The sequence below is a fragment of the Brevundimonas sp. genome (assembly GCF_041911375.1).
Classification (GTDB): Bacteria; Pseudomonadota; Alphaproteobacteria; order Caulobacterales; family Caulobacteraceae; genus Brevundimonas.
The window spans coordinates 1-22,064 of record NZ_JAYRPA010000011.1 but is presented as its reverse complement, the minus strand read 5'-3'; the positions used below and the strand labels follow the sequence as shown (position 1 = coordinate 22,064).

Genomic DNA, 22,064 nt, shown 5'->3' with positions numbered 1-22,064 from the left:
CGCCGCGTCACGCGCAAGGCTGACATTTGGCGCGTCTGCGGCTAGAAGCGCCGCCCATGAGCGCTCCGCAAAAGACCCCCGAAAAGTCGATGGCCGAACTGGCCGCCGAATACGGCCTTGCCCCCAATGAATATCAGGTCGTCCTCGACCGTCTGGGGCGCGAACCGAACCACGTCGAACTGGGCGTCTTCTCGGTCATGTGGTCCGAGCACTGCAGCTACAAATCGTCCAAGATCCATCTGGGCAAGTTCCCCACCACCGGCGAGCGCGTCATCTGCGGTCCGGGCGAGAACGCCGGCGTGATCGACATCGACGACGGCGACGCCTGCATCTTCAAGATGGAGAGCCACAACCACCCCTCCTACATCGAGCCCTATCAGGGCGCGGCGACGGGCGTGGGCGGCATCATGCGCGACGTCTTCACCATGGGCGCCCGGCCGGTGGCCCTGCTGAACGCCCTGCGCTTCGGCGATCCCGGCCACGAAAAGACCAAGCGCCTGGTCAAGGGCGTCGTCTCGGGCATCGGCGGCTACGGCAACTGCGTCGGCGTGCCGACCGTGGCCGGCGAGACCAACTTCCACGCCGGCTACAACGGCAACATCCTGGTCAACGCCATGTGCGTCGGCCTGGCCAAGGCCGACAGCATCTTCTATTCGGCCGCGCCCTCGGCGGGCCTGTCGGTGGTCTATTTCGGCTCCAAGACCGGCCGCGACGGCATCCACGGCGCGACCATGTCCTCGGCCGAGTTCGACGACGAATCCGAGTCCAAGCGCCCCACCGTCCAGGTCGGCGACCCCTTCGCCGAGAAGCTGCTGATCGAGGCCACGCTGGAGCTGATGGCGTCCGGCGCCGTCGCCGCCATCCAGGACATGGGCGCGGCCGGCCTGACCTCCTCCTCCGTCGAGATGGCGGGCAAGGGCGGCGTCGGCATCGAGCTGAACATGGACGCGGTGCCCCAGCGCGAAGAGGGCATGACCGCCTATGAGATGATGCTGTCGGAAAGCCAGGAGCGGATGCTGGCCGTCCTGAAGCCCGGGCGCGAGGAAGACGGCTATCGCATCTTCGAGAAGTGGGGCCTGGACGCCGCCGTCATCGGCCAGACCACCGACACCGGCCGTCTGGTGCTGAAGCACCACGGCGAGACCGTCTGCGACGTGCCGCTGGCGCCGCTGTTCGACGACGCGCCGCTCTACGACCGTCCCTGGGTCCAGCCGGAGCTTCAGCCGAAACTGGATCATTCGACCATCCCGGCGCCCGAGAACTGGGCCGATGCGGTGATGAAGGTCGTCGCCTGCCCCGACATGGCCTCCAAGCGCTGGATCTGGGAACAGTACGACCGCCACGTCATGGCCGACACGCTGCAGGACTCGGCCACCGGCGCCGACGCCGGCGTGGTGCGCGTCCACGGCACGGACAAGGGCCTGGCCGTCACCTCGGACTGCACCCCGCGCTATGTCCAGAACGACCCCTACGAGGGCGGCAAGCAGGCCGTGGCCGAGGCCTGGCGCAACCTGACCGCCGTGGGTTCGCGTCCCATCGCCATCACCGACAACCTGAACTTCGGCAATCCGCAGCGGCCCGAGATCATGGGTCAGATCGTCCGCGCCATCGACGGCATGGCCGAGGCCTGCCGCGAACTGTCCTTCCCTGTCGTGAGCGGCAACGTCAGCCTGTATAACGAGACCAACGGCGTCGCCATTCCGCCGACGCCGACCGTCGGCGCGGTGGGCCTGCTGCCCAACTACGACGTCGTCACCGGCTTCTCCACCATGGCCGAGGGCGACACCTTGGTCCTGATCGGCCAGACGAACGGCGAACTGGGCGCGTCGATCTATCTGCGCGAGGTCCTGGGCCGCGAGGACGGCGCCCCGCCGCCCGTGGACCTGAAGCTGGAAAAGAAGACCGGCGACTTCGTGCGCGACCTGATCGAGGCCGGCGAACTGACCGTGGTCCACGACCTGTCGGACGGCGGCCTGATCGGCGCGGCGGCCGATCTGGTGCTGGCGTCCGACGTCGGCGTGACGCTGGACGCCTCCAGCGCCGCCCATGCGCACATCTTCCTGTTCGGCGAGGACCAGGCCCGCTACCTGGTCGCTGTTCCCGACGCCGACGCCCTGATCGCCCGGGCGCGCGAGGCCGGCCTGCACGCGTCGGTCGTCGGCCGTGCGGGCGGCGACGCCTTCGCCTCGTCCGGCGACAAGGGCGAACTGTTCCGCATCCCTGTCGCTCACCTGCGCGAATGGCACGAAGGCTGGATGCCGGGCTGGCTGGGCGACGCGGGGTGATGCGCGCCCTTCTGCCCGTTGCGCTGATCGGTCTGCTGACCGCCTGCGACGGCGGGGGCGACCCCGTCGAACAGGCGCTGCGCGATGCGTCCGCCGCCCGCCATGCGGCGGCGACGCCGACGACGGAAGAGGCGCAGGCCGCCAGCCATGCAGGCCACGACATGACCGGCCCCGCCCCAGGCGATCAGGCCTTCGCGGCGTCCGAAGCCGAGATGCACGAGAAGATGGCCGCCGCATCCGGCCAGACGCTCGATCAAGCCTATGTCGCCAAGATGATCGCCCACCACGAAGGGGCCGTCGCCATGGCCCGGGTCGCCCTGAGCGAAAGCCGCGACCCCGACATCCGTCGCATGGCCCAGGCCGTTATCGACACCCAGACGCGCGAGATCGCCGAGATGAAGGCCTGGAGGCCGAAGGCTCAGTAATCGCGCCTGGCCTTTCGGCGGTCACATCCAGCGCCTAACTGTTCAGGCATGGCCGACGGTTCACCCCCCTTCCGTCCCGCGATCCCGCCCCGACGCGCGGGCAAGCCCCTGTCGCTGCTGCCCTTCCTCTGGATCAGCTGGCGCGATCCGATCCAGATGTGGTCCGAGCGGCATTTCACGGAGCCGCAGCTGCACGGCAGGTCGGCCTTCGGCGAAATCCTGGTGGTCAGCCATCCGCAAGGCGTGCGCCACGTGCTGACCGAGAACGCCGCCAACTATGAGAAGGGCGACCTGCAGCGCCGGGTCCTGGGGCCGATGCTGGCGCAAGGGCTGCTGCTGACCGAGGGCGGCGCCTGGCGACGGGTGCGGCGCATCCTGGCCCCGCTTTTCACGCCGGCCAAGATGGCGACGCTGAACGCGCGCATGGCCGAGGTCTGTTTCGCCCGCGTGGCGGCCTGGTCGCTGTCGGCGCGCGGGCGGGTGCTGGACATCGACAGCGAGATGTCGGGCCTGACGTTCGACATCCTGTCGGCGACCATGTTCTCCGACGAGCTGGGCGGCGAAGCGCGCGGGTTCGAGCGGGCGCTGAATCAGTTCCTGGCCAATGGCGCACGGATCGATCCGCTGGACGTCCTGGGCGCGCCGGACTGGGCGCCGCGGCTGGGTCGGCTGGCCAGCTTCCGCTCGGCCCGCTTCTTCGAGCGGCGGGTGACGACCCTGGTCGAGGCGCGACGCGCGCGGATCGAGGCGGGCGAGACGGCGCCGCCCGACCTGCTGACGGCGCTGCTGGTCGCGCGGGACGAACACGGCGACGCCCTGAGCGACGAGGAGGTCGCCGCCAACATCCTGACCTTCATCCTGGCGGGGCACGAGACCACCGCCCGCGCCCTGGGCTGGACGCTGCATCTGCTGTCGCGCCAGCCGGATTACATGGCCCGCCTTCAGGCCGAGGCCGACGCCTTCGACGCCGCCGACCCGAAATGGGCCGAGGGCCTGCCCTGGACCCGCGCCGTGCTGGAAGAGACGATGCGTCTGTTCCCGCCGGCCCCCACCATGGCGCGCAAGGCCCTGGCGGACGACGAGATCGGGGGTCAGGTCATCAAGGCGGGCGCCACCGTCATCATCTCGCCGTGGATCCTGCAGCGTCACGCCCTGCTATGGGACGACCCGGACGCCTTTCGGCCCGAGCGGTTCCTGCCGGAGAACCGCAAGGCCATCGACCGCTACGCCTATATTCCGTTCAGCGCCGGGCCGCGCGTCTGCATCGGCGCCGCCTTCGCCCTGCAGGAGGCGATGATCGCCCTGGCCGCCATCCTGCGCGTCGCCGAGGTCGAGCCGCTGACCCGGGTCGAGCCCCGTCCCGTCCACCAGATCACCCTGCGCAGCCGCGAGCCGATGCGGCTCAGGCTGCGTGCGCGGCGACGACCGACGCCTTCGCCGACGGGAATCGATTGACCCGGTGCATTGACCGTGGGACGCGGGCCCTATAACGACGCCGCCGTTTGCCCGGCGCCCGAATTTGGGCCCGGATTCGATGTAGGAGCGCGCCCATGACGACGAAGATCCTTCCGGGCGCGACGGGCGTCCTCGTGCTCGCCGACGGAACCGTGTTGCAGGGAATCGGCGTGGGCGCGACCGGATCGGCCCTGGGCGAGGTGGTCTTCAACACCGCCATGACCGGCTATCAGGAAATCCTGACCGACCCGTCGTACATGAGCCAGATCCTGGCCTTCACCTTTCCGCACGTCGGCAACGTGGGCACCAACGTCGACGACATCGAGCAGATGGGCGGCGGTTCGGACACCTCGGCGCGCGGCGCGATCTTCCGCGACGTGCCGACCGATCCGGCCAACTGGCGCTCGGACGCCGGCTTCGACGCCTGGATGAAGCGCCGCGGCGTGGTCGGCCTGGCGGGCGTCGACACCCGCGCTCTGACCAAGCGCATCCGCGACAACGGCGCGCCCCACGCCGTCATCGCCCACGATCCGGATGGGAACTTCGACCTGGAGGCCCTGACCGCCCAGGCGCGCGACTGGACCGGCCTGGTCGGCCTGGATCTGGCCAAGCCCGCCTCGACGCTTCAGTCGTTCGAATGGGACGAGGGTCTCTGGGACTGGCCCGAAGGCCACCCGAAGACCGAAGGCCGCAAGAATGTGGTGGTCATCGACTACGGCGTGAAGCGCAACATCCTGCGCGCCCTGGCCTCGACCGGCGCCAAGATCACCGTGGTCCCGGCGACCACGACCGCCGAAGAGGTGCTGGCGCGCGATCCGGACGGGGTCGTGCTGTCGAACGGTCCCGGCGACCCTGCGGCGACCGGCGAATACGCGGTGCCGGAAATCCGCAAGCTGGTCGACAGCGGCAAGCCGCTGATGGGCATCTGCCTGGGTCACCAGATGCTGGCCCTGGCCCTGGGCGCCCGGACGGTGAAGATGGATCAGGGGCACCACGGCGCCAACCACCCGGTCAAGGACCTGACCACCGGCAAGGTCGAGATCGTGTCGATGAACCACGGCTTCACCGTGGATCGCGACAGCCTGCCCGACGCCGTGACCGAGACCCACGTCAGCCTGTTCGACGGCACCAACTGCGGCATCGCGGTCAAGGACAAGCCGATCTTCAGCGTCCAGCACCACCCCGAGGCGTCGCCCGGACCGACCGACAGCCTGTATCTGTTCGACCGCTTCGCCGAACTGATGAAGCCCGCCGTCCGGTGAGCGGCGTCGGCGCCAGATCGGCCTATCTGAGCTGGCTGGCCCAGGCGCTCCATCGTCCGGACGCGAGCCCCGACTCGTCGGTCGAAGGCGACGTGGTTCTGGGCTACGCCACCGGCTATGACGCCGCCGACATCGCGCCCTTCGTCCGGTCCCTCAGGCGGGTCTTCGGCGGCCCCGTCGCCCTCGTCGTCGACGATCGCGCCGACGTTCGCGCGCTGCTGGCCGAGGAAGGCGTCATGGCCGCGCCGCCCCTGCGCGCCCAGGGGTGGGCCCCGCATCCGGTGATGCAGCGGTTCGCCGCCTTCGACCGGCTGCTGTCCGGCTGGCCCGCCGTCCGCGGCGTGCTGATCACCGATGTGCGCGACGTCGTCTTCCAGGCGCCGCCGTTCGAACCGTCGCCAGCGCGGCTGCAGGGGTTTGTCGAGGCGGACGCCCCCCTGGGCCGCCACGCCTTCAACATGAAGTATCTGACGGCCCTGGCCGGCGCCGATGTGGCGCGGGCGCTGGCGGACCGGCCCTGCGTCTGCGTCGGCACGGTGATGGGCCCGCGCGAGGCCATGATGCGGTTCTGCCGATTGGTTCTGACGCTGGCGGCGACGCCCCGCTCCGAGATCGGCGGCGCCTTCGGGGCGGATCAGGCGGCCTGCAACCTGGCCGCCCATCTGGGGCTGATCGAGATGGACATCGTGCCCAACTATGGCCGGGTCGCCACCCTAGGCCTGACCCCCTCGCGCCAGGCTGCGGTCATCGACGGCCGCATCGTCAATCCCGACGGCACGGTCAGCCCGATCGTCCACCAGTACGACCGCCACCTGGACCTGGCCGAGGCGGTGCACGCGCTGTGGGGCGCGGGCCATCCGCGCCGCGCGCGTGAACGACCCCGGACCTCGGGCGATCGCTTCAACCGGCTGAAGGATTCGCTGCGGCGGCGGCTGCCCGAGCTGCGCTAGGCCGCCCGCCCCTCAGGGCAGGGGCGCGAAGCTGCGATCCTCGCGCAGGGCGCTGGCCTTGCGCACGGCCACGGGGGCGGCGTGCAGCCAGTAGTCGGCGTCGTCGAGGCGGTTTTCGCGCCTGCGCTCCAGCCCTCTCATCCGCCTCAGCGCGGCGTTCTCCAGAAGGCGGGCGTGCAGGGCGCGGGGCGACAGTTCGGCGATGGCGGGAGAGCCGGGGACGGCGACGGCGTCGGGGCCTCGGGGCTCCACCGCCGGGCGGGCGATGGCGATGAACATCGGGTTCTCTTGAAAAGGGGCGTCGCTTCTGCGGCCGGAGGTTATGAGTGGTTAACCACAACCCCTGTGGATAGTTCCGGACTACGTTCAAAAAACGTCGTGAATCCCGAACCTTAACGTCGCGATCCGGTCAAAATGGTTAGCAAGTCCTTAACAAGCCCAGCGACTGGCCGCGGGGCGATACAATCCCTGATCCCGCTTCCCAGGCATATCGAGATTTATCTGGGATAGGGCGGAACGCCCCTTCCTCTGGACTTGGATGGGCTGAGGTCGATAAGCTGCACAGACAGGCGCCCCTTTGCGTCCGTGGGGCCTCTATGCATCGCGACACCTTCCGAACCGCGCGCTGGCGCGGATATGCTCTGGCCCTCATCGCATGGGCTGCGGCGTTCGGGCTGCGATACGGGCTGGCCCACTGGTTTCCGCCCGGCTTCCCCTATCTCACCTTCTTTCCGGCGGTCGTGCTGGTCGCCTATTACGCCGGGCTGCGTCCCGCGGTCCTGACCGCCGCCCTGTCCGGTCTGTCGGCCTGGTGGTTCTGGATCGGCCCAGCCGGGTTCGACATCGGCTTTGCGACCCTGGTGGCCATCGGCTTCTACGTCTTCGTGGTGGCGGTGGACATTTTCTTCATCGTCGGCATGGACGGCGCCTCCCGTCGGCTGGAGCGGGAGGTGGAGCGCAACGCTGCCCTCGCCCGGAGCCGGGACGTCCTGTTGAAGGAAGTGCAGCACCGCGTTTCCAACAACATCCAGGTCGTCAGCGCCCTGCTGAGCGTGGAGGCGCGCGGCACGACGGACCCTGGCGCTCGCAAGGCGCTCGCCAACGCCTCCGCGCGGACAGCCCTGATCGCCCGCATCCAGCGCAGCCTCGCCGATGCCGACCAGCAGGCCACGGCCTTCGAGACGCTGGCCAAAACCGTCGCCGGGGACGCGCTGCAAGCGGCCGCCCGGGACGATGTCGCCCTTCAGATATCCGGCGACGGCGTGATGCTGTCGGCCGAAGAGGCCACGCCCGTCGTGCTCATCATGCTCGAATGCGTGAACAACGCCCTCGAGCATGCGTTCCCAGGCCGCCCGGGCCGCATCCGCGTCACCCTCTCCGACGCCGGCGGGGTGCGCAATCTTGTCGTCGAAGACGACGGCGTCGGCGTGCAGGCCGATCAGGGAGCCGAGCCGGACAGTCTCGGGCTGAAGATCATTCACGCCCTGAGCCGTCAGCTGGGCGGCTGCTGGTCGCTGAAGCCCGCTGAGACAGGTACGATCGCCCATCTGAGCTGGCCCGCGCCCGTCACTCAGTAGGCGGTTCGCCGAGGAGCACGACGCTTCCGGCGTGACGCCATGAAGCCGGTCCAGCGGTGTCTCGTCAGAAGTCGGCCCATCCCGCCTTTGGCAGCCGGTCGCCCCCCACGGCGGCAAGCCTCGGCCGGGCGAACGGCGACGCGGTGGGGCGGCCCGTTCCGCCTTCCGGCTCGCTTTCCGAATGCCGATCCTGGCTGCCGGCGGGCCTGTCGCTCACCGCGAAGCGTTCCACCAGACCCTTCATCTGGGTTGCGTCACGCGACAGGGCCAGGCTGGACGCCAGGGACTCCTCCACCATGGCGGCGTTCTGCTGGGTGATCTGATCCATAGCGTTGACGGCCTTGTTGACTTCGGCCACGCCGGTCGCCTGTTCGCGAGCAGACGCCTGGATTTCTTGCATCAGCACGGTCGCCTTCTCGACGCCGGCCGCGATGTCCGACAGGGCCTGCGCCGTGTCGTGAACAAGGTTCACCCCCGTCTTGACCTGGACGCCGCTCACCGCGATCAGCGATTTGATCTGGCGCGCCGACTCTGCGGACCGTTGCGCCAGGGCGCGCACCTCGGAGGCGACGACGGCGAACCCCCGCCCCGCCTCGCCCGCGCGGGCGGCCTCGACCCCCGCATTGAGCGCCAACAGGTTGGTCTGGAAGGCGATCTCGTCGATCATGCCCAGAATGTCGCTGATCTGGCCCGAGGACTGTTCGATCGCCTTGACCGCATCGATCGCCTGGCGAACGACGCCCAGCCCCGTCTCGGCCTGGCTCCGCGTTTCCTCGATGACAGCCTGTGAGGCGCTCGCATTCTCGGCGCTGTTCTGCACGGTCGCCGTGATCTGATCGAGCGCCGCCGCCGTTTGCTCAAGAGCGGCCGCTTGGGTCTCGGTACGCCGCGACAGGTCGTCCGCCGAGGCGCTCAGCGCGCTGGCGCCCGTCTGGACCGACCCGGCCTTGCCGCGCACGACCGCAAAGGCCTCGTCCAGCATCGTCATGGCCTGATTGAAGTCGTCTCTCAGCTCGGCATACTCTCCCGGAAAGACGTCATGGATGCGAGCGGTCAAATCCCCGGCCGCCATCGCGGCCAAGCCTTGGCGGACGCCGCGCACGACACGGGCCTGGATTTCGGCCTCGATGCGATCGTTCTCGCGGCGCTGGGCGCGCTCGGCTTCTATCGCGGTGACGTCCGTGGCGAACTTGACGATCTTGTAGGGGCGGCCTGAGGGATCGACCAGCGGATTGTAGGAGGCCTCGATGACCACCCTGCGACCGTCCTTCCCATACCGGACGAAGCGATCGACGAAGAACTCGCCGGCGTTCAGGCGCCGCCAGAAATCCGCATAGGCCGGCGACGCCGCCTCGCCCGGATCGACGAACATCCTGTGATGTCGTCCCTGAATGTCGCCAAGGTCATAGCCCAGGACCGAGAGGAAGTTTTCGTTCGCGCTGAGAATGATCCCGTCCAGATCGAACTCGATCACGGCCTGGGACCGGTGCACGGCCGCCTCGAGGCTGCGCAGCTCCGCCATGTCGCGGCGCGCCTTCGCTTGGGCGGCGGACTCAAATCCAAACATGGGGAGGCTCCAGGGATCCGGGGGAGAGGATCGGCGGCGACCGTGATTGGGAAACCTTAAGAACGAATATATCAATATCGATATATCTGGCGTCCTGTATGCTAGCCTCAGGCATATCGCAGCGATTGGTCGCCATGAACCTCTCACAGGCCAGCCAGGACCAACCGTCCGATTTCACCGAGCTGCACATCGACCAGCAGCTTTGCCTGGCTTTGCAGATCAGCAGCAGCCTGGTCACACGCCTCTACCGACGGGGCTTGGCGCCCCTGGGGCTGACACATTCGCAATATCTGGTGCTGATCGCCCTGTGGGAAGCCGGGCGCCCCGTGACGATGGGAGATCTGGGGACTCGCTTGGCCTTGGACACCGGCTCCCTGACGCCGCTGGTCAAGCGAATGGAGACCGGCGGGTTGGTGTTGCGATCCCGCGACAGCCGCGACGAGCGAAAGGTCTGGGTGGAGCCCACCGCGCGCGGCGCCGCAATGCGAGAGGAGGTCCTGTCGATCCGTCGTGAGGTGGTGCGTCAACTCCCCGTGACGAGCGAGCAGATCGCCGCTCTGCGCACCCTGCTGCAGGACATGAACGATGCGCTGACCCACGCGGACAGCGCGAGATAGCCCCGGCGCTGTCGCGGGACCGATGAACAGCCCACACCGGACAGCTTGCGATGGCGCGGCTCTCGCGTCAGCCGGAACGCGCGCCCTGTCTGCAGCAACCCGCTCAACACATTCACCGCCGGCGCTTCGCGGCTGCAGGTCACCTTGGGCGCCCCGCAACTCCCAAGCGGAAGCGCCTTCCGGCTTATCCCGGTCGGGCGTCAAAGCGAGTGGTGCTCTGGAAAGGTGGTGCCGCTTGCGTGACTCGAACACGCGACCCCCTCATTACGAAATCGGCTCAAGCGTAGCGGGCAAAGCCAGGCTGGACCTGGCTTTGACAGCCATTTCTGCTCCCCACCGACGCGTGCACCCACAGACTTCCCAGACTGGCCTAAGAGGACAGTTCAGGTGTTCCCTAGTTTGCGATCGTTAGCGTGGAAACGCTCTGAAATTCCACCTGCGCCATACCTGCAGAACCCCACAACCATGACCTGATCCTGAGGACAGGTGTCGGCCTCGCCGCCGGCGCGAAGCGGACCTGCTGAACTTCAGCTAAGGGTGGAAAGCAGACGTTCTCCCTCTTAGACTCGACATACAGGAGAACCCTGTCATGGCCTACTTGGTCGCCGTGCAAGTCGCCAACGGTGACTGGCACGCCCATATCGTCGCTCATCCCTCTCAGCGATATCGAGGCGACATTGACGTCCTTGGGAGGACGGTCCCGGCCTATTGCTTCGTCGAAGTTTGGGACGGTGTCCGACGAGAGGATGCAGTACGCTTGGCCCACACCTTGAGGGGCGTCCCGAAAGGGAAGCGGCGAGACGCGATCTTGGAGGCGGCTCGCCCTCTGCGGCTTTCGGCACGGGGTGGGACCATCCGGAACGACTGATGCGCAGCGGGCCTAGCACAGTCCCAGCTGCTGGGGCCGAAACTGGACACTGGCCAGCCGAACCCTGAAGCGGTCACTTCCAGATCAATCCAGGCCGTCATTGCCATCGCCGCGAAGAACCGGAAAGATGCGGAGGTGTTTGAAGGTGACGCACAACATTCGAGGGGCCATTTGACCATGACACCGTCGTCCGCAGAGGGTTCAGCTCAAGCGGAACAGGATGCGGAACGTATTGCCGGGGCTGTCCTGGGCCTGGACAACTCGACGGACCCCTTCGTCGCCGCGGTGCGCGCCACGCGGATGCCGATGATCATCACCGACCCCCGCCAGGACGACAATCCGGTGGTGTTCGCCAACGACTCGTTCTGCCAGCTGACGGGCTATCCCCGTTCGGAAATCCTCGGGCGGAACTGCCGCTTCCTGCAGGGGCCGGAAACCGATCCCGAAACGACCCGCCGGATCCATGAGGCGGTTAAGGCGGTTGAACCCATCGAGATCGACATCCGGAACTACCGAAAGAACGGGCAGCCGTTCTGGAACCGCCTGCTGCTCGCTCCGGTGTTCGATGCGGACGGGAAGCTCGCCTACTTCTTCGCCAGCCAGGTCGATGTCACTCTCCAACGGGAACGACTCGAAGGACTTCAGTCAGACAATGCTGCGCTCAACGCAGAGCTCACGGCGCGCCTACACATCGACCACGAGCGGGAGCGGGAATTGGATCTCGCCATGCGCGCGGGCGGACTCGGCGCCTGGAGCGTCGATGTGCGAACTCGCACTCTGGTGGCGTCGGAGGCCTACAAGACGCTCATGGGTTGGCCTGCGGATCAGGTTTTCACCTACGAGGATCGTCAGAGCCTCATCCATCCGGAAGATCGGGACGCGGTGCGCGCCCAGAGTGACGCGACGATAGGCGCGGGCGCCGATTACCATATCGTCCACCGGGTCGTCACGCCGACCGGCGTGACCCGTTGGATGGAGGCCCGCGGGCTCCTGATCCACGATGCCTCGGGCGAACCTCTGCGCATCGCCGGAGTTACAACCGACATCACCGAGCGGGTCCGCGCCGAGCGGCTCCGATCCGCCCTGATGGAGCTCGCGGACGCCCTGCGGGACACCGCCGATCCGGACGACCTGACGCACGCGGCCTGCACGATCGTCGGTCGGACCCTGGAGGTCGATCGCGTGGGCTTCGGCATGGTGGACCGCCGCGCCGAGACCATCACCATCCAGAGAGACTGGAACGCGCCGGGTATCCAGAGCTTGGCGGGCACGCTCAACTTCCGGGATTATGGCAGCTATATCGAGGACTTGAAGCGGGGCGAGACGGTGGTGTTTGACGACGCTCGCCTCGATCCGCGGACGCGGGAGACGGCCGCCGCGCTGGAGGCCATTTCGGCCTTGGCGGTCGTCAACATGCCGCTGCAGGAGCAGGGTGAGACCGTCGCCCTGTTCTACGCCAACAACGCCATGCCCCGCATCTGGCTGGAGGATGAACTGACCTTCCTGCGCGATGTCGGCGAGCGGACGCTGGCGGCGCGCGAACGGCGCCGGGCGGAGAGACATCTCGCGCGCCTCGCCGAGTCTCTGGAGCGCACTGTCGAAGAGAGGACGGCCGAGCTGATGGCCAGCGAGGCGGCCCTGCGCCAGGCCCAGAAGATGGAGGCGGTGGGGCAACTCACCGGCGGTATCGCGCACGACTTCAACAACCTCCTCACCGCCGTCGCCGGAAGTCTGGAGATGGTCGTGAAGCGGGCGGATCAGGGCCGAATGGAGGATGTGAAGCGGTTCGTCGAGGTCGCCCGAACCGCGACTGAGCGCGCGACGGCCCTTACCCACCGCTTGCTGGCCTTTTCGCGTCGGCAAACCTTGGAACCAAAGGCTACAGACGTCCTCGCTCTCACCAAGGGCATGCAGGATCTGGTACGACGCACCGTGGGGCCGGGCATCGAACTCCGCACGGTCGCCATCGACCCGCCGTGGCCGGTGTTGGTCGATCCCCATCAGCTCGAGAATGCGCTGCTCAACCTGTGCATCAACGCCCGGGACGCCATGCCCGATGGCGGCGAATTGACGATCGAAATCGGCAATCTCTCGCTTGAAGATCAAACCCTTCTCGGGCCGGACTGTGCGCCCGGCGACTATGTGCGGATCAGCGTCACCGACACGGGGGTGGGCATGTCCGAGGAGACGATCGCTCGAGCGTTCGACCCCTTCTTCACCACCAAGCCGCTCGGCCAAGGCACCGGTCTCGGCCTGTCCATGATCTATGGCTTCGTGCGTCAATCCAGCGGACAGGTGAGTATCAGCTCGCGGCCGGGTGAGGGGACCCACGTTTGCATCTATCTCCCCCGGCATCACGGTGTTGTGGAGCCCGTACACAGACGAGGCGAGCCATCCCTGAACCACGACGAGGTGGCTGAAAGCCGGGGCACGGTTGTAATCGTCGATGACGAACCGGATATCCGTATGTTGGCGGCCGAAGCCCTGACGGACGCCGGCTACGACTTCGTTGCTGCCGAAGACGGGCGATCGGGCCTTGCCTTGCTCAGGACCACGCCAGGGGCGGTGCTGCTGATCACCGATGTCGGCCTGCCGGGCGGGATGAACGGGCGACAGCTGGCCGATGCGGCCCGCAGCGAACGCCCCGACCTCAAGGTGCTCTTTGTCACCGGTTACGCAGAGAGCGCCGTGCTGAGCGGTCGCGATCTGGAACCGGGTATGCACATCCTCACCAAGCCGTTCGAGCTGGCGACCCTGACCCGGCGGGTCACGGACATCCTGCGCCCTGACCTCTCGCCGAAGACGCTTGAAGTTGACGAGCAATGATTTGAAACAGTTGAGGGGCGCGGTCCGAGAGCTATTCTCTGGTGCATGACATTCCGTATCGAAGACGGCTTCCCGGGCTCCAAGGCCTTTCTCAACATGCCGGCGCTGCGCATCCCCTCCGGCTGGCGAGTCGGCTGGAACGTCCTCTGTTCTGAGATGGAGCACGACCTCACGGGCATTGGAGGCTCCACGCTCTACAACGCCACCAATGAGAGCCGGCGCTTTAACATCGACGTCGCCTTCCGCCCCGAGTTCGATCCCGAGGGCCACTTCGAACTCACCGTCGTCTACTGCCCCTGGCCACGCTCGGAGAGAGGACGGCGTATCAAGGACCAGCCGCTGTCATTCCTGGAAGGGCAGGTCGTCCATTCGTTTGAGACCCAGTCCTACAACCAATTGATTCCGGAGCTCGAGTACTGGATTGCTCGCTGCAGCGTCTGGGAGATCGAGGGCCACTGACAACAAAGCCCCACGCGTTCTTGGAAGCCGTCCAACCGAACATCCGCAATGGGTCGGCAGGCGAACTACGGCTGGGCGTCGGTAGCCGACCTTCATTGTAAGTCGGGCAGTTGACCTCAGATTGAGCGCGTCATGGCATAGTTGTGGATCGCGACGCCAGCGATCTCAAAATCCCGCCTTTGAACCACGGAAAACTCTGACCGCTGGAAGAGACCTCGAGCAAGCTCGCTAGCTTCTACGCGTAGCTCGGTGATCCCTTGCGCTTCAGCCGCTGTGATCAAGGCGCTGAGGACGGCTCCAGCTACACCGCGACCTGACGCTTCTGGGTGCGCGTAAAGGTGATCGATGTGGCCGTCAGGCTCCAGATCCCCATACGCCAGGATCTTGCCGTCTCGCCCTCGTGCGACGAGGGTCAGCTTTCCACCAGCAGTCTTGACACGGACCGAGGCCTCCTTTCCGAAGAGGGTGTAGTTCGCTTCCGCGTCGGGGGCTGGGCCGCAGAAGTAGTCATCTGGCCCGCAGGCGAACCCTTTTGAACGCAGTTCATCCAGGGACATGCCGTAGTGGAGGTCCTTGAAGCCATCGGACGGCACCCGCCCCGAGCAGGCAGTCGCGGCGACGGACAGGGCCAGCACGGCCGCCAATCGAACGAGATTAGACATTCGGTTCTTGCTCTCATGATGTGTTGAGGTCGCGGTCCAATGACCGGCGGATGAGAGCTCTTCTCTCATCATATAAGGTGCTGATTTTTGCGCATTTCCTCGCGCTCGCCGAAGGGGCGTTCAGCTCGCATTGCTTCCGTGTTCCCCGCCTCCTCAGACTGTATAACCTGATCTGGGATATCCCGGATTGGGATTTAGCGAAAGCGCCTCACCTGTCAGGGGCGCGCGTTGCCATCATCGATCTTCACGCAGCGGCATCAGGAGTTCATCGCCTTCATCGCTTCGGTGCGAAAGGCGGCTGGCATCACTCAGGTCGAGCTCGCAGAGCGGTTGGGAAAGCCACAGAGCTTCGTGTCGAAGGTGGAGCGCGGTGAGCGTCGGCTCGACGTGATCGAGTTCTGCCAAGTCGCTGAGGCGCTGGGCCGCGATCCGGCAAAGCTGCTGCAGGAGTTCCTTGACCCTGACCGCTGATGAGCACCCCGATAGAGCTAACGCTCAAGGCGAGGTCAGGCAGGCAGCATTCTGCTCGCCATTCGTCGGTCCCACCGGCTACGATCCCCACGACTGAATCGCTTGGGAGGGGCAGTTGTCAGCGCCAAAGCAGCTACTGGACTTGGTTGCGCGATATGCCGCGAACCGTGACGACTTCAGAAAGCCAACATTCAACGAGACGCAGGCTCGCATTGAGCTTATCGACCCGCTGTTCACTCTACTCGGTTGGGATATGGCCAACTCGAAGGGTTATTCCGACGAGTATCGAGAGGTGATCCACGAGGACCGTGTTCGGGTAGAAGGCAAGTCGAAGGCTCCCGACTACGCCTTCCGCATAGGCGGAATCCGGAAGTTTCAACTCGAAGCTAAAAAGCCATCACTCAACATTGCCAGTGATGGCGCGGCCGCTTTCCAGATTCGACGCTATGCTTGGAGCGCTAACCTTAGCCTCTGCGTTCTGACGAACTTTGAGAACCTCGCAATCTACGACGCAGCCGCCAAACCGGTGAAGACCGACACTGCGAAGAAGGCACGGGCTAAGTTTTACAGCTACCAAGACTACGAGACGAAGTGGGACGAAATTCGCGAGCTGCTCTCTCCGGAGGGGATACAGAAAGGGAATTTCGGAAGGTTCGCTGCCGGAGCCGGAACTAGACGTGGCAGCACCACGATCGACAATGAGTTTCTCGAAGAAATCGAGTCCTGGAGAAGCGCACTCGCGATCGACATCGCGTCCAACAACCGCAGTCTCGACATTCGCGCGCTCAACGGTGCTGTCCAGGCCTTGATCGACCGCATCGTGTTCCTTCGCATAGCGGAGGATCGCGGCATCGAAAAGTATGGGCGGCTGAAGGACGCCACCGCGAAAGCGCATGTTTACAAACGCCTTGTCGAAACTTTTCTGGACGCTGATCGCCGGTACAATTCCGGTCTATTTCACCTCATCAAGCAGCATCCAGGGGATGCCGATGTCGACGAGATTTCGCCGGCCCTCAAGATATCGGACGACGCGCTCAAGCCCATCATAGATGGACTGTATTATCCCGACAGTCCCTACGAGTTCTCGGAGATGCCCGCCGACGTCCTTGGCCAAGTCTACGAGCGCTTTCTCGGAAATCTGATCACGCTCAAGGCGGGTGTGGCCGAAATCGAGATGAAGCCGGAGGTGAAGAAGGCGGGGGGTGTCTTCTACACACCGTCTTACATCGTAAGGTACTTGGTTAACGCGACCGTGGGCGCCGACCTCGATGGTTCTCAAGTGACCGACATCTCCGGTAAAGGGAAGAAGGCCTCTGCGCCATACCGGGTTGTAGATCCCGCTTGCGGTTCCGGCTCGTTTCTCATTGAGGTCTACCAGAAACTTTTAGATTGGTACCTCGCCCAATACGTTAGTAGCGAGAAGACCTACTCAAAGGGCAAAGACGCGACGATCTATAAAGTCGACGGAAGTTGGAAATTAAGGATTGCCGAGCGCAAGCGAATCCTTTTGGACCATGTGTACGGCGTCGATATCGATCCACAGGCCGTGGAGGTGACGAAGCTTTCCCTCCTGCTCAAGGTGCTCGAAGGAGAGAACTCCGACGCGATCGCCAAGCAGATGGATCTCTTTAGAGACCGCGTGTTGCCCGATCTTGGCAATAACATAAAGTGTGGCAATTCTCTTATCGGAGATGAGTACAATGCCCTTTACCCAGCTGATATGCTGGATACCGAAACGCGATACGCTGTCAACACCTTCGATTGGAGCGGACAGTTCCCGGCTGTGTTCAAATCTGGGGGCTTCGATGCGGTAGTTGGCAACCCCCCATATTTCAGTATCGATAAAACGTGGGGTGCCGGCGACCACAGAAGTAGCGCACTAAAACACATTTATCCCAACATCCACACCGACAAAACCGACATATACTATTACTTCCTCGCTAAAGCCGTAGACATATCTCAAGGCAGCGTCGGATTCATCGTCTCGCGGGCGTTCTTAGAGGCGGTTAAGGCCGAAAAGGTGCGCTCTTACCTGTCTACGCATTCTGGCGTCCTCGAAATCTTCGACTTCCAGAACTTCCCTGTCTTTGATGGGGTCGGGATCACCACTGCGATGGTCCTTCTGTCCAAGAGAAAACGACCGAAGCAGACACGGGTGGTGAAGGTATCAGGGTCGATCGCGCCGATAGATCGCACGGAGAAATTCTTAGCGGAAAGCAAAAAGCTGGCCCGCTTCGGCGTTGCCCGTACGAGCCTCACGTCGGCACCCTGGAGGCTATCAAACACGGACATCGCGGTCGTGTTTGCTCGTATCGACAAAGCGGGTCAGCCGCTCTCACGCATGTGCAAACTCGGACAGGGAATGCAGACCGGGTTGAACTCGGTATTCGGCGGCAAAACCAGAGCTGACATCAACGCCATGGGCGTCAAGCATACCGAAGTCCGCCACCGCGTACGGAACACGGATATCCAGCGCTTCCATATCCTCGATCGCGAGGAACTGATGCTCTATCTCGAGGATGTTCCTACATTCGCCTCTCTACCGGCCGGGGTGAAGAAATATCTAACGAGCCAGCGGGGCCAACTTGAGAAGCGCGCCGCCTTCATTCGTGGGAACTGCGAGTGGTGGCGATGGACGTGGCCCCTGCAAAAGGAGCTGTACAGTGGTCCGCGCATCGTCTGTCCATATCTCAGTAAGGAGAACAGGTTCGCGATAGACGAAGATTTCAAATTCGTCGGACTGACAGACACGACCGTAATTTTCCCGACCGATCAGCGGGAAGACATAAAGTACATTTGCACTCTCTTGAACTCACGCCTTCTTAACTTCCGTTTTCAGGGCATTGGGAAGCTCAAGAGCAATGGCATTCGGGAGTATTTCGACAACGCTGTCAGCCAGTTGCCTATCCGGCGGATAAATTGGAAAGTTCAGAGCGATGTCGATATTCATGATCGGATCGTGGAGTTACACGACAACCTCGCAGAAGCTTATCGGGAGCTAAGCGGCGGACCTTCTGCCATCGTTGCGCGAGATTTGCGCGAGAAGATTTCAAACGAGGAACAACAGCTCGATTCTCTTGTGTGCGAGCTTTACGGCTTCAGCGTAAAGGAACTGTCAGACGCCGAAGCGTCCTTTGTGTGACCCCTCGGATTAAGTTCCAACTCGACCGGTCGTCCTACTTGCTCATGCTCTGCCGCCGCCAAGCGTCCACGGCGACCCCGAGCTTGTCTGCGACTGTGTCGTCGGACCAGCGGTCCCAAAAATCGATGGTGCCGCTCAAGGGCTCGTTCTTCGGCTGCGTAATCCGGATCCGAGTCGGCAGCAGAATGGCGTCGCCGACGACCAGTGCCTCCCCGGTGTCCAGCACCGGTAGCAAGTCACCGAAGCCGCCTAGACTGTCGGGCAGCAGCCGGCGGACTACCGCTTGGTCGTCGCCGTTGGTCAAACGCATAGCGATCAGGTTGCTACACTGGCTCACGACTGTCCGGCTGACCTCGGCTGGCCGCTGACTTATGACGACGAGCCCCACCCCGTACTTGCGCCCTTCCTTGGCGATCCGCTCGAAGGTCTGGATCGCGTTCTCGGCGGCACCGGAGGCCGCCTCCTGCGGAATATAGAGATGCGCCTCGTCGCAGAAGAGGGCCAGGGGGTGGCGATAACCTGCCGGGCTCCACTGCTGAACGGAGAATGCCACACGCGCAACCATGCCAACTATGAGCGGCAGGATATCCGACGGCACCTCGGAGAAGTCGATGATCTTCACCCCGCCCTTGCCGGATTTGGCCGCTCTACCGGCGAGCAGCGCCTGCACCAGTTCCTCCAGCCAGGAGTAGCTGTCCGCGATGCCCGGGGCCGGGAACAGGAAGCCTAATCGGCGGTCTCCTCGTTTCGCTTCTAAGCGCTGGATCAGCCGGCTGAGCTTGCCGTGGAAATCCCCCTGTTTCTCACGGCCACCGGAGCCGGCTACCATCTCCACGTTCAGGCGGTCCAGCGCCGCCAACACGTCCTCAATCAAGAAAGGAACGGGACTGTCGATCGTGAAATTGGCGAGCACCTCGCTGTGTTTTCCTGTCTCCAGGAATTTCGTCTTCGCCTCCACAATGGAGCGCGACATGACCATGGCTTGGTTCGGCGCGTTTTGATCCGAACGGTCCACAAACATCGAGACTAAGGCCTCATAGCTCATCAGCCAGTAAGGCAGATGAAGTACTCCGTCCGCCAGCTTGCGGCCGGCCTCAATGTCTCCAGGCCCGGCGACGCGGAAGTGCGCGAACCCCTCGCCTTGCAGTGAGGCGTATTCGCCATGCATGTCGAAGACGACTGCATTGGCGCTCTTCAGGTCCGCCACCTGCTCAAGCAGGCGAGCGGTCGTCCATGATTTCCCTGAGCCTGTGCTCCCGACGATGACCGCGTGCCGCTGGAAGAGCTTGTTGCCGTTGACGAAGGCCTCGGCGTTCTTGTCGAGCGTATAGGTCCCAAGAGAAAGCCTCTGCCCGTCGCCAGTCACCGCTGAGATCACTTCCATGAAGCGCGTCAGGCGTTCGCCCTCGAGTGCGAAGCAGCAGGCGTCGATTTCGGGGACTGTCTCCAAGGTTCTCCGGAAGACGTTCGGGCGCCCCCCGACGAGATCAAGGAGCGTGCCGATAAGAGCGATGCGGACTAGATTAAGCTCGGGATGCGCCTCCTCTCCCTTCTCGATATCCGCGACTTTCGCTTCTTCGACAGCCGTTCGGGTAATCTTCTGAATCACACCGATCAGGCGTTGGCCTGCCAAACTGCTCTGCAATGCCACAAGCCGGTTGACCTGCAGCGCCCGCAGAGCCGCAACGTCGTCGACGCGCACAACGACCGTGGAGGTATCGACCGAAAGAACCCGTCCTAGCGCATCCTCGTCGTTGAAATCCAAGATGCTCATGTGCTCACACCAATTGTCATGTCTAGGAATTCGGCCAACTGCCAGATGGGCTCGCTGGCCATATCGAAGCCGTCAGGCGTGTCATGGGTATAGGCCCGCGCGCCGGTTCCGGACTCTTCGAGGGCTAAGTACCTGCGGCACCGTCCGCCCTTGAGGAACGCCTTCGCTGTTGGGCTGAGCTCCTTGGTGATCACCACCAGCGGTACCGAGTCTCGATCACAGCGTTCGACCAGCTTAGTTTGGACATGCTCGTCGTTGAAGCCGTAGCCGACACAGAAGTAGGCGCGGGCTTGTTCGAGGGCCTTGTCGCAACAGCCAAGGACGGTCCGGAACGGTTCGCCATGCGTCAGCCGATACTTATCGATGCCGGGGGTGATCATCAGGGGCGTAAAGCCATCGGGCACTGTTCCCGCCGCCCTGACGCCGACGATTTGGTTGTCCTGGTCCTGGAACCAGTCGAGTGACCCGTGCACCTTCCAGACGCAGACGGTTCGGGCCGCCTCGCCCCGAATATGCATGCGCTGGTCGGGGCTGCGGGCGCGGGTTTGCAAATAACCTTGGCTGAATCCGGTGAACGTCGAGAGCTCGGCTGCATCTGCGGCGTACTCCGCAAGACGGTCGTAGTTCGGCGTGACGACATGCAGCGTCCGATGGGTGCTGGTGAATAGGTGTTTGAACAGGCGCGAAAGCGGTAGGGATCGCCGATCCTCAAGCAGCCTTTCCAAGACAGTAAGGTCGGCCGGTAGGAGGAAGGCGCGGGTCTCGCTGGCGACGAAAGCTGTCTGCCGGTCAGTGAGCCGTACCGCGCTTAGCGCCGTCTCAAGATCATCCTTGGCCGCAAGCCGATCCTTGAACTTGCTCCACTCGGCCACCTCTTCGGTGCTCCAATCGATGGGGGTGACCGCGCTAGAAAGCTGAACGGCCAGCGGCCACATCCCCGGCACCCCATGGGATGCGGACGCGCCGCTGCCGAGGATGATCACCGGTGCTAGACTCAGTGTCGCCTGCGCGAACTCGCGCGCTATCTCCGGCGCGGTCTTGGCCGCCATGCTCCCCCCGATGCATTACTTGCATGGAGAAGCCTAGCTTCTCGGCACGCTTGGCGCGAGTGGCTGAGATCTACAATCCTCGAGTTGGCGGAGGAGCGGCGCGCCGTGGACCTGTAGGGCCGGCGAGTGGGCCAGAAGCAGACGCTCCGAACGTCGTTCATGATAAGCGGCTCAAGGCCCTTCCCACCGGGTACCCACTGAACTCTCATCTGGAAGCTCTCCCCGCCCATTGCGAGATAGCTTCCTGTTTAGCGCTGCTCTGGAAAGGTGGTGCCGCTTAGGTGACTCGAACACCTGACCCCGCATTACGAAGGCGAGCCTTGGTAAGAGGCCTTCCCACCGCATACCCACGCAACTCCCAAGCGGAAGCGCCTTCCGGCTTATCTCGGCCGGGCGTCAAAGCGAGTGCTGCCTTGGAAAGGTGGTGCCGCTTGCGTGACTCGAACACGCGACCCCCTCATTACGAATGAGGTGCTCTACCGGCTGAGCTAAAGCGGCCCGGTGCGGCGGGCGAGCCCGCGCGAGAGGGGCTCTTTATACGCGCGGATCGCGCTTGCCAAGCGCCGCTTGCAAGCTTGCGAGCAAGGCGTCCTCGCGCGGCGCCGAGGCCACGGCCGGGGCGAGGCCGATGTCCCGCAGCGGCGCGGCGGCGGCGGGCGAGATGCAGACGACCGC

The 22,064-nt window shown here is 64.4% G+C and carries 16 protein-coding genes and 1 tRNA gene; 11 read left to right on the top strand and 6 right to left on the bottom strand.

Annotation, left to right across the window (positions count from 1 at the left end; translation table 11 throughout):
* Window positions 1–56: 56 nt before the first annotated feature.
* From purL to ACE3PU_RS01355, 5 genes are all read left to right on the top strand, one after another.
* Window positions 57–2,285, top strand: a complete 2,229-nt coding sequence (gene purL / locus ACE3PU_RS01375) for a phosphoribosylformylglycinamidine synthase subunit PurL (protein WP_374385864.1) — start codon at window positions 57–59, stop codon at window positions 2,283–2,285.
* On the top strand, window positions 2,285–2,710 hold the full coding sequence (locus ACE3PU_RS01370) for a DUF305 domain-containing protein (protein ID WP_374385862.1): 426 nt from the start codon (window positions 2,285–2,287) through the stop codon (window positions 2,708–2,710). The genes purL and ACE3PU_RS01370 overlap by 1 nt, the downstream gene beginning before the upstream one ends.
* A 48-nt stretch (window positions 2,711–2,758) precedes the next feature.
* Window positions 2,759–4,165, top strand: a complete 1,407-nt coding sequence (locus ACE3PU_RS01365) for a cytochrome P450 (RefSeq protein WP_374385860.1) — start codon at window positions 2,759–2,761, stop codon at window positions 4,163–4,165.
* Window positions 4,166–4,260: 95 nt separating this feature from the next.
* Window positions 4,261–5,427 (top strand): glutamine-hydrolyzing carbamoyl-phosphate synthase small subunit, encoded by a 1,167-nt coding sequence (carA, locus tag ACE3PU_RS01360; protein ID WP_374385858.1) that lies wholly within the window; start codon window positions 4,261–4,263, stop codon window positions 5,425–5,427.
* Complete coding sequence (locus ACE3PU_RS01355) at window positions 5,424–6,377, top strand: hypothetical protein (protein ID WP_374385856.1); 954 nt, start codon at window positions 5,424–5,426, stop codon at window positions 6,375–6,377. Before carA ends, ACE3PU_RS01355 begins: the two co-directional genes overlap by 4 nt.
* 12 nt (window positions 6,378–6,389) lie before the next feature.
* Here ACE3PU_RS01355 and ACE3PU_RS01350 read toward each other — a convergent pair whose 3' ends face one another.
* Window positions 6,390–6,656, bottom strand: a complete 267-nt coding sequence (locus tag ACE3PU_RS01350; RefSeq protein WP_374385854.1) for a hypothetical protein — start codon at window positions 6,654–6,656, stop codon at window positions 6,390–6,392.
* Window positions 6,657–6,973: 317 nt separating this feature from the next.
* Here ACE3PU_RS01350 and ACE3PU_RS01345 point away from each other — a divergent pair, with 317 nt between their 5' ends.
* Window positions 6,974–7,954, top strand: a complete 981-nt coding sequence (locus ACE3PU_RS01345; RefSeq protein ID WP_374385852.1) for a sensor histidine kinase — start codon at window positions 6,974–6,976, stop codon at window positions 7,952–7,954.
* A 64-nt stretch (window positions 7,955–8,018) separates the two neighbouring features.
* On the opposite strand, the gene ACE3PU_RS01340 is transcribed toward ACE3PU_RS01345, so the two are convergent.
* Entirely contained in the window at window positions 8,019–9,521 is a 1,503-nt protein-coding gene (locus ACE3PU_RS01340) for a methyl-accepting chemotaxis protein (protein WP_374385850.1), read from the bottom strand.
* A gap of 134 nt (window positions 9,522–9,655) precedes the next feature.
* Between ACE3PU_RS01340 and ACE3PU_RS01335 the strand changes: the two genes are divergently transcribed.
* The 3 genes from ACE3PU_RS01335 (at window position 9,656) to ACE3PU_RS01325 (ending at window position 14,291) form a co-directional block, all read left to right on the top strand.
* Window positions 9,656–10,138 carry a MarR family winged helix-turn-helix transcriptional regulator gene (locus ACE3PU_RS01335; protein ID WP_374385848.1) on the top strand — a complete coding sequence of 161 codons (483 nt, stop codon included), beginning with the start codon at window positions 9,656–9,658 and terminating at the stop codon, window positions 10,136–10,138.
* A 1,045-nt stretch (window positions 10,139–11,183) separates the two neighbouring features.
* Window positions 11,184–13,832 carry a PAS domain-containing protein gene (locus ACE3PU_RS01330; protein WP_374385846.1) on the top strand — a complete coding sequence of 883 codons (2,649 nt, stop codon included), beginning with the start codon at window positions 11,184–11,186 and terminating at the stop codon, window positions 13,830–13,832.
* A gap of 45 nt (window positions 13,833–13,877) precedes the next feature.
* The gene (locus ACE3PU_RS01325; protein WP_374385844.1) at window positions 13,878–14,291 is read left to right on the top strand and encodes a hypothetical protein; all 414 of its coding nucleotides are present in this window, start codon (window positions 13,878–13,880) and stop codon (window positions 14,289–14,291) included.
* A 116-nt stretch (window positions 14,292–14,407) separates the two neighbouring features.
* On the opposite strand, the gene ACE3PU_RS01320 is transcribed toward ACE3PU_RS01325, so the two are convergent.
* Window positions 14,408–14,953: a GNAT family N-acetyltransferase gene (locus ACE3PU_RS01320; RefSeq protein ID WP_374385842.1), complete on the bottom strand. Its 546-nt coding sequence runs from the start codon at window positions 14,951–14,953 to the stop codon at window positions 14,408–14,410.
* Window positions 14,954–15,181: 228 nt separating this feature from the next.
* Between ACE3PU_RS01320 and ACE3PU_RS01315 the strand changes: the two genes are divergently transcribed.
* A complete protein-coding gene (locus tag ACE3PU_RS01315; RefSeq protein WP_374385840.1) occupies window positions 15,182–15,424 on the top strand; it encodes a helix-turn-helix domain-containing protein in 243 nt (80 codons plus the stop codon).
* A 115-nt stretch (window positions 15,425–15,539) separates the two neighbouring features.
* Window positions 15,540–18,566: an Eco57I restriction-modification methylase domain-containing protein gene (locus tag ACE3PU_RS01310; protein WP_374385838.1), complete on the top strand. Its 3,027-nt coding sequence runs from the start codon at window positions 15,540–15,542 to the stop codon at window positions 18,564–18,566.
* Window positions 18,567–18,600: 34 nt separating this feature from the next.
* On the opposite strand, the gene ACE3PU_RS01305 is transcribed toward ACE3PU_RS01310, so the two are convergent.
* From ACE3PU_RS01305 to ACE3PU_RS01295, 3 genes are all read right to left on the bottom strand, one after another.
* A complete protein-coding gene (locus ACE3PU_RS01305; protein ID WP_313576953.1) occupies window positions 18,601–20,340 on the bottom strand; it encodes an ATP-binding protein in 1,740 nt (579 codons plus the stop codon).
* Window positions 20,337–21,389 (bottom strand): SIR2 family protein, encoded by a 1,053-nt coding sequence (locus ACE3PU_RS01300; protein ID WP_374385835.1) that lies wholly within the window; start codon window positions 21,387–21,389, stop codon window positions 20,337–20,339. Before ACE3PU_RS01300 ends, ACE3PU_RS01305 begins: the two co-directional genes overlap by 4 nt.
* 422 nt (window positions 21,390–21,811) lie before the next feature.
* Window positions 21,812–21,887, bottom strand: a tRNA-Thr gene (locus ACE3PU_RS01295).
* Between the last annotated feature and the right edge of the window lie 177 nt (window positions 21,888–22,064).

What these genes read in the sequence shown, in the direction of transcription:
- ACE3PU_RS01340 (WP_374385850.1), bottom strand. Translation starts at nt 9,521, where the DNA reads ATGTTTGGATTTGAGTCCGCCGCCCAAGCGAAGGCGCGCCGCGACATG.
- ACE3PU_RS01330 (WP_374385846.1), top strand. Translation starts at nt 11,184, where the DNA reads ATGACACCGTCGTCCGCAGAGGGTTCAGCTCAAGCGGAACAGGATGCG.
- ACE3PU_RS01300 (WP_374385835.1), bottom strand. Translation starts at nt 21,389, where the DNA reads ATGGCGGCCAAGACCGCGCCGGAGATAGCGCGCGAGTTCGCGCAGGCG.
- ACE3PU_RS01370 (WP_374385862.1), top strand. Translation starts at nt 2,285, where the DNA reads ATGCGCGCCCTTCTGCCCGTTGCGCTGATCGGTCTGCTGACCGCCTGC.
- ACE3PU_RS01325 (WP_374385844.1), top strand. Translation starts at nt 13,878, where the DNA reads ATGACATTCCGTATCGAAGACGGCTTCCCGGGCTCCAAGGCCTTTCTC.
- ACE3PU_RS01365 (WP_374385860.1), top strand. Translation starts at nt 2,759, where the DNA reads ATGGCCGACGGTTCACCCCCCTTCCGTCCCGCGATCCCGCCCCGACGC.
- ACE3PU_RS01335 (WP_374385848.1), top strand. Translation starts at nt 9,656, where the DNA reads ATGAACCTCTCACAGGCCAGCCAGGACCAACCGTCCGATTTCACCGAG.
- purL (WP_374385864.1), top strand. Translation starts at nt 57, where the DNA reads ATGAGCGCTCCGCAAAAGACCCCCGAAAAGTCGATGGCCGAACTGGCC.
- ACE3PU_RS01320 (WP_374385842.1), bottom strand. Translation starts at nt 14,953, where the DNA reads ATGTCTAATCTCGTTCGATTGGCGGCCGTGCTGGCCCTGTCCGTCGCC.
- ACE3PU_RS01345 (WP_374385852.1), top strand. Translation starts at nt 6,974, where the DNA reads ATGCATCGCGACACCTTCCGAACCGCGCGCTGGCGCGGATATGCTCTG.
- ACE3PU_RS01350 (WP_374385854.1), bottom strand. Translation starts at nt 6,656, where the DNA reads ATGTTCATCGCCATCGCCCGCCCGGCGGTGGAGCCCCGAGGCCCCGAC.
- carA (WP_374385858.1), top strand. Translation starts at nt 4,261, where the DNA reads ATGACGACGAAGATCCTTCCGGGCGCGACGGGCGTCCTCGTGCTCGCC.
- ACE3PU_RS01305 (WP_313576953.1), bottom strand. Translation starts at nt 20,340, where the DNA reads ATGAGCATCTTGGATTTCAACGACGAGGATGCGCTAGGACGGGTTCTT.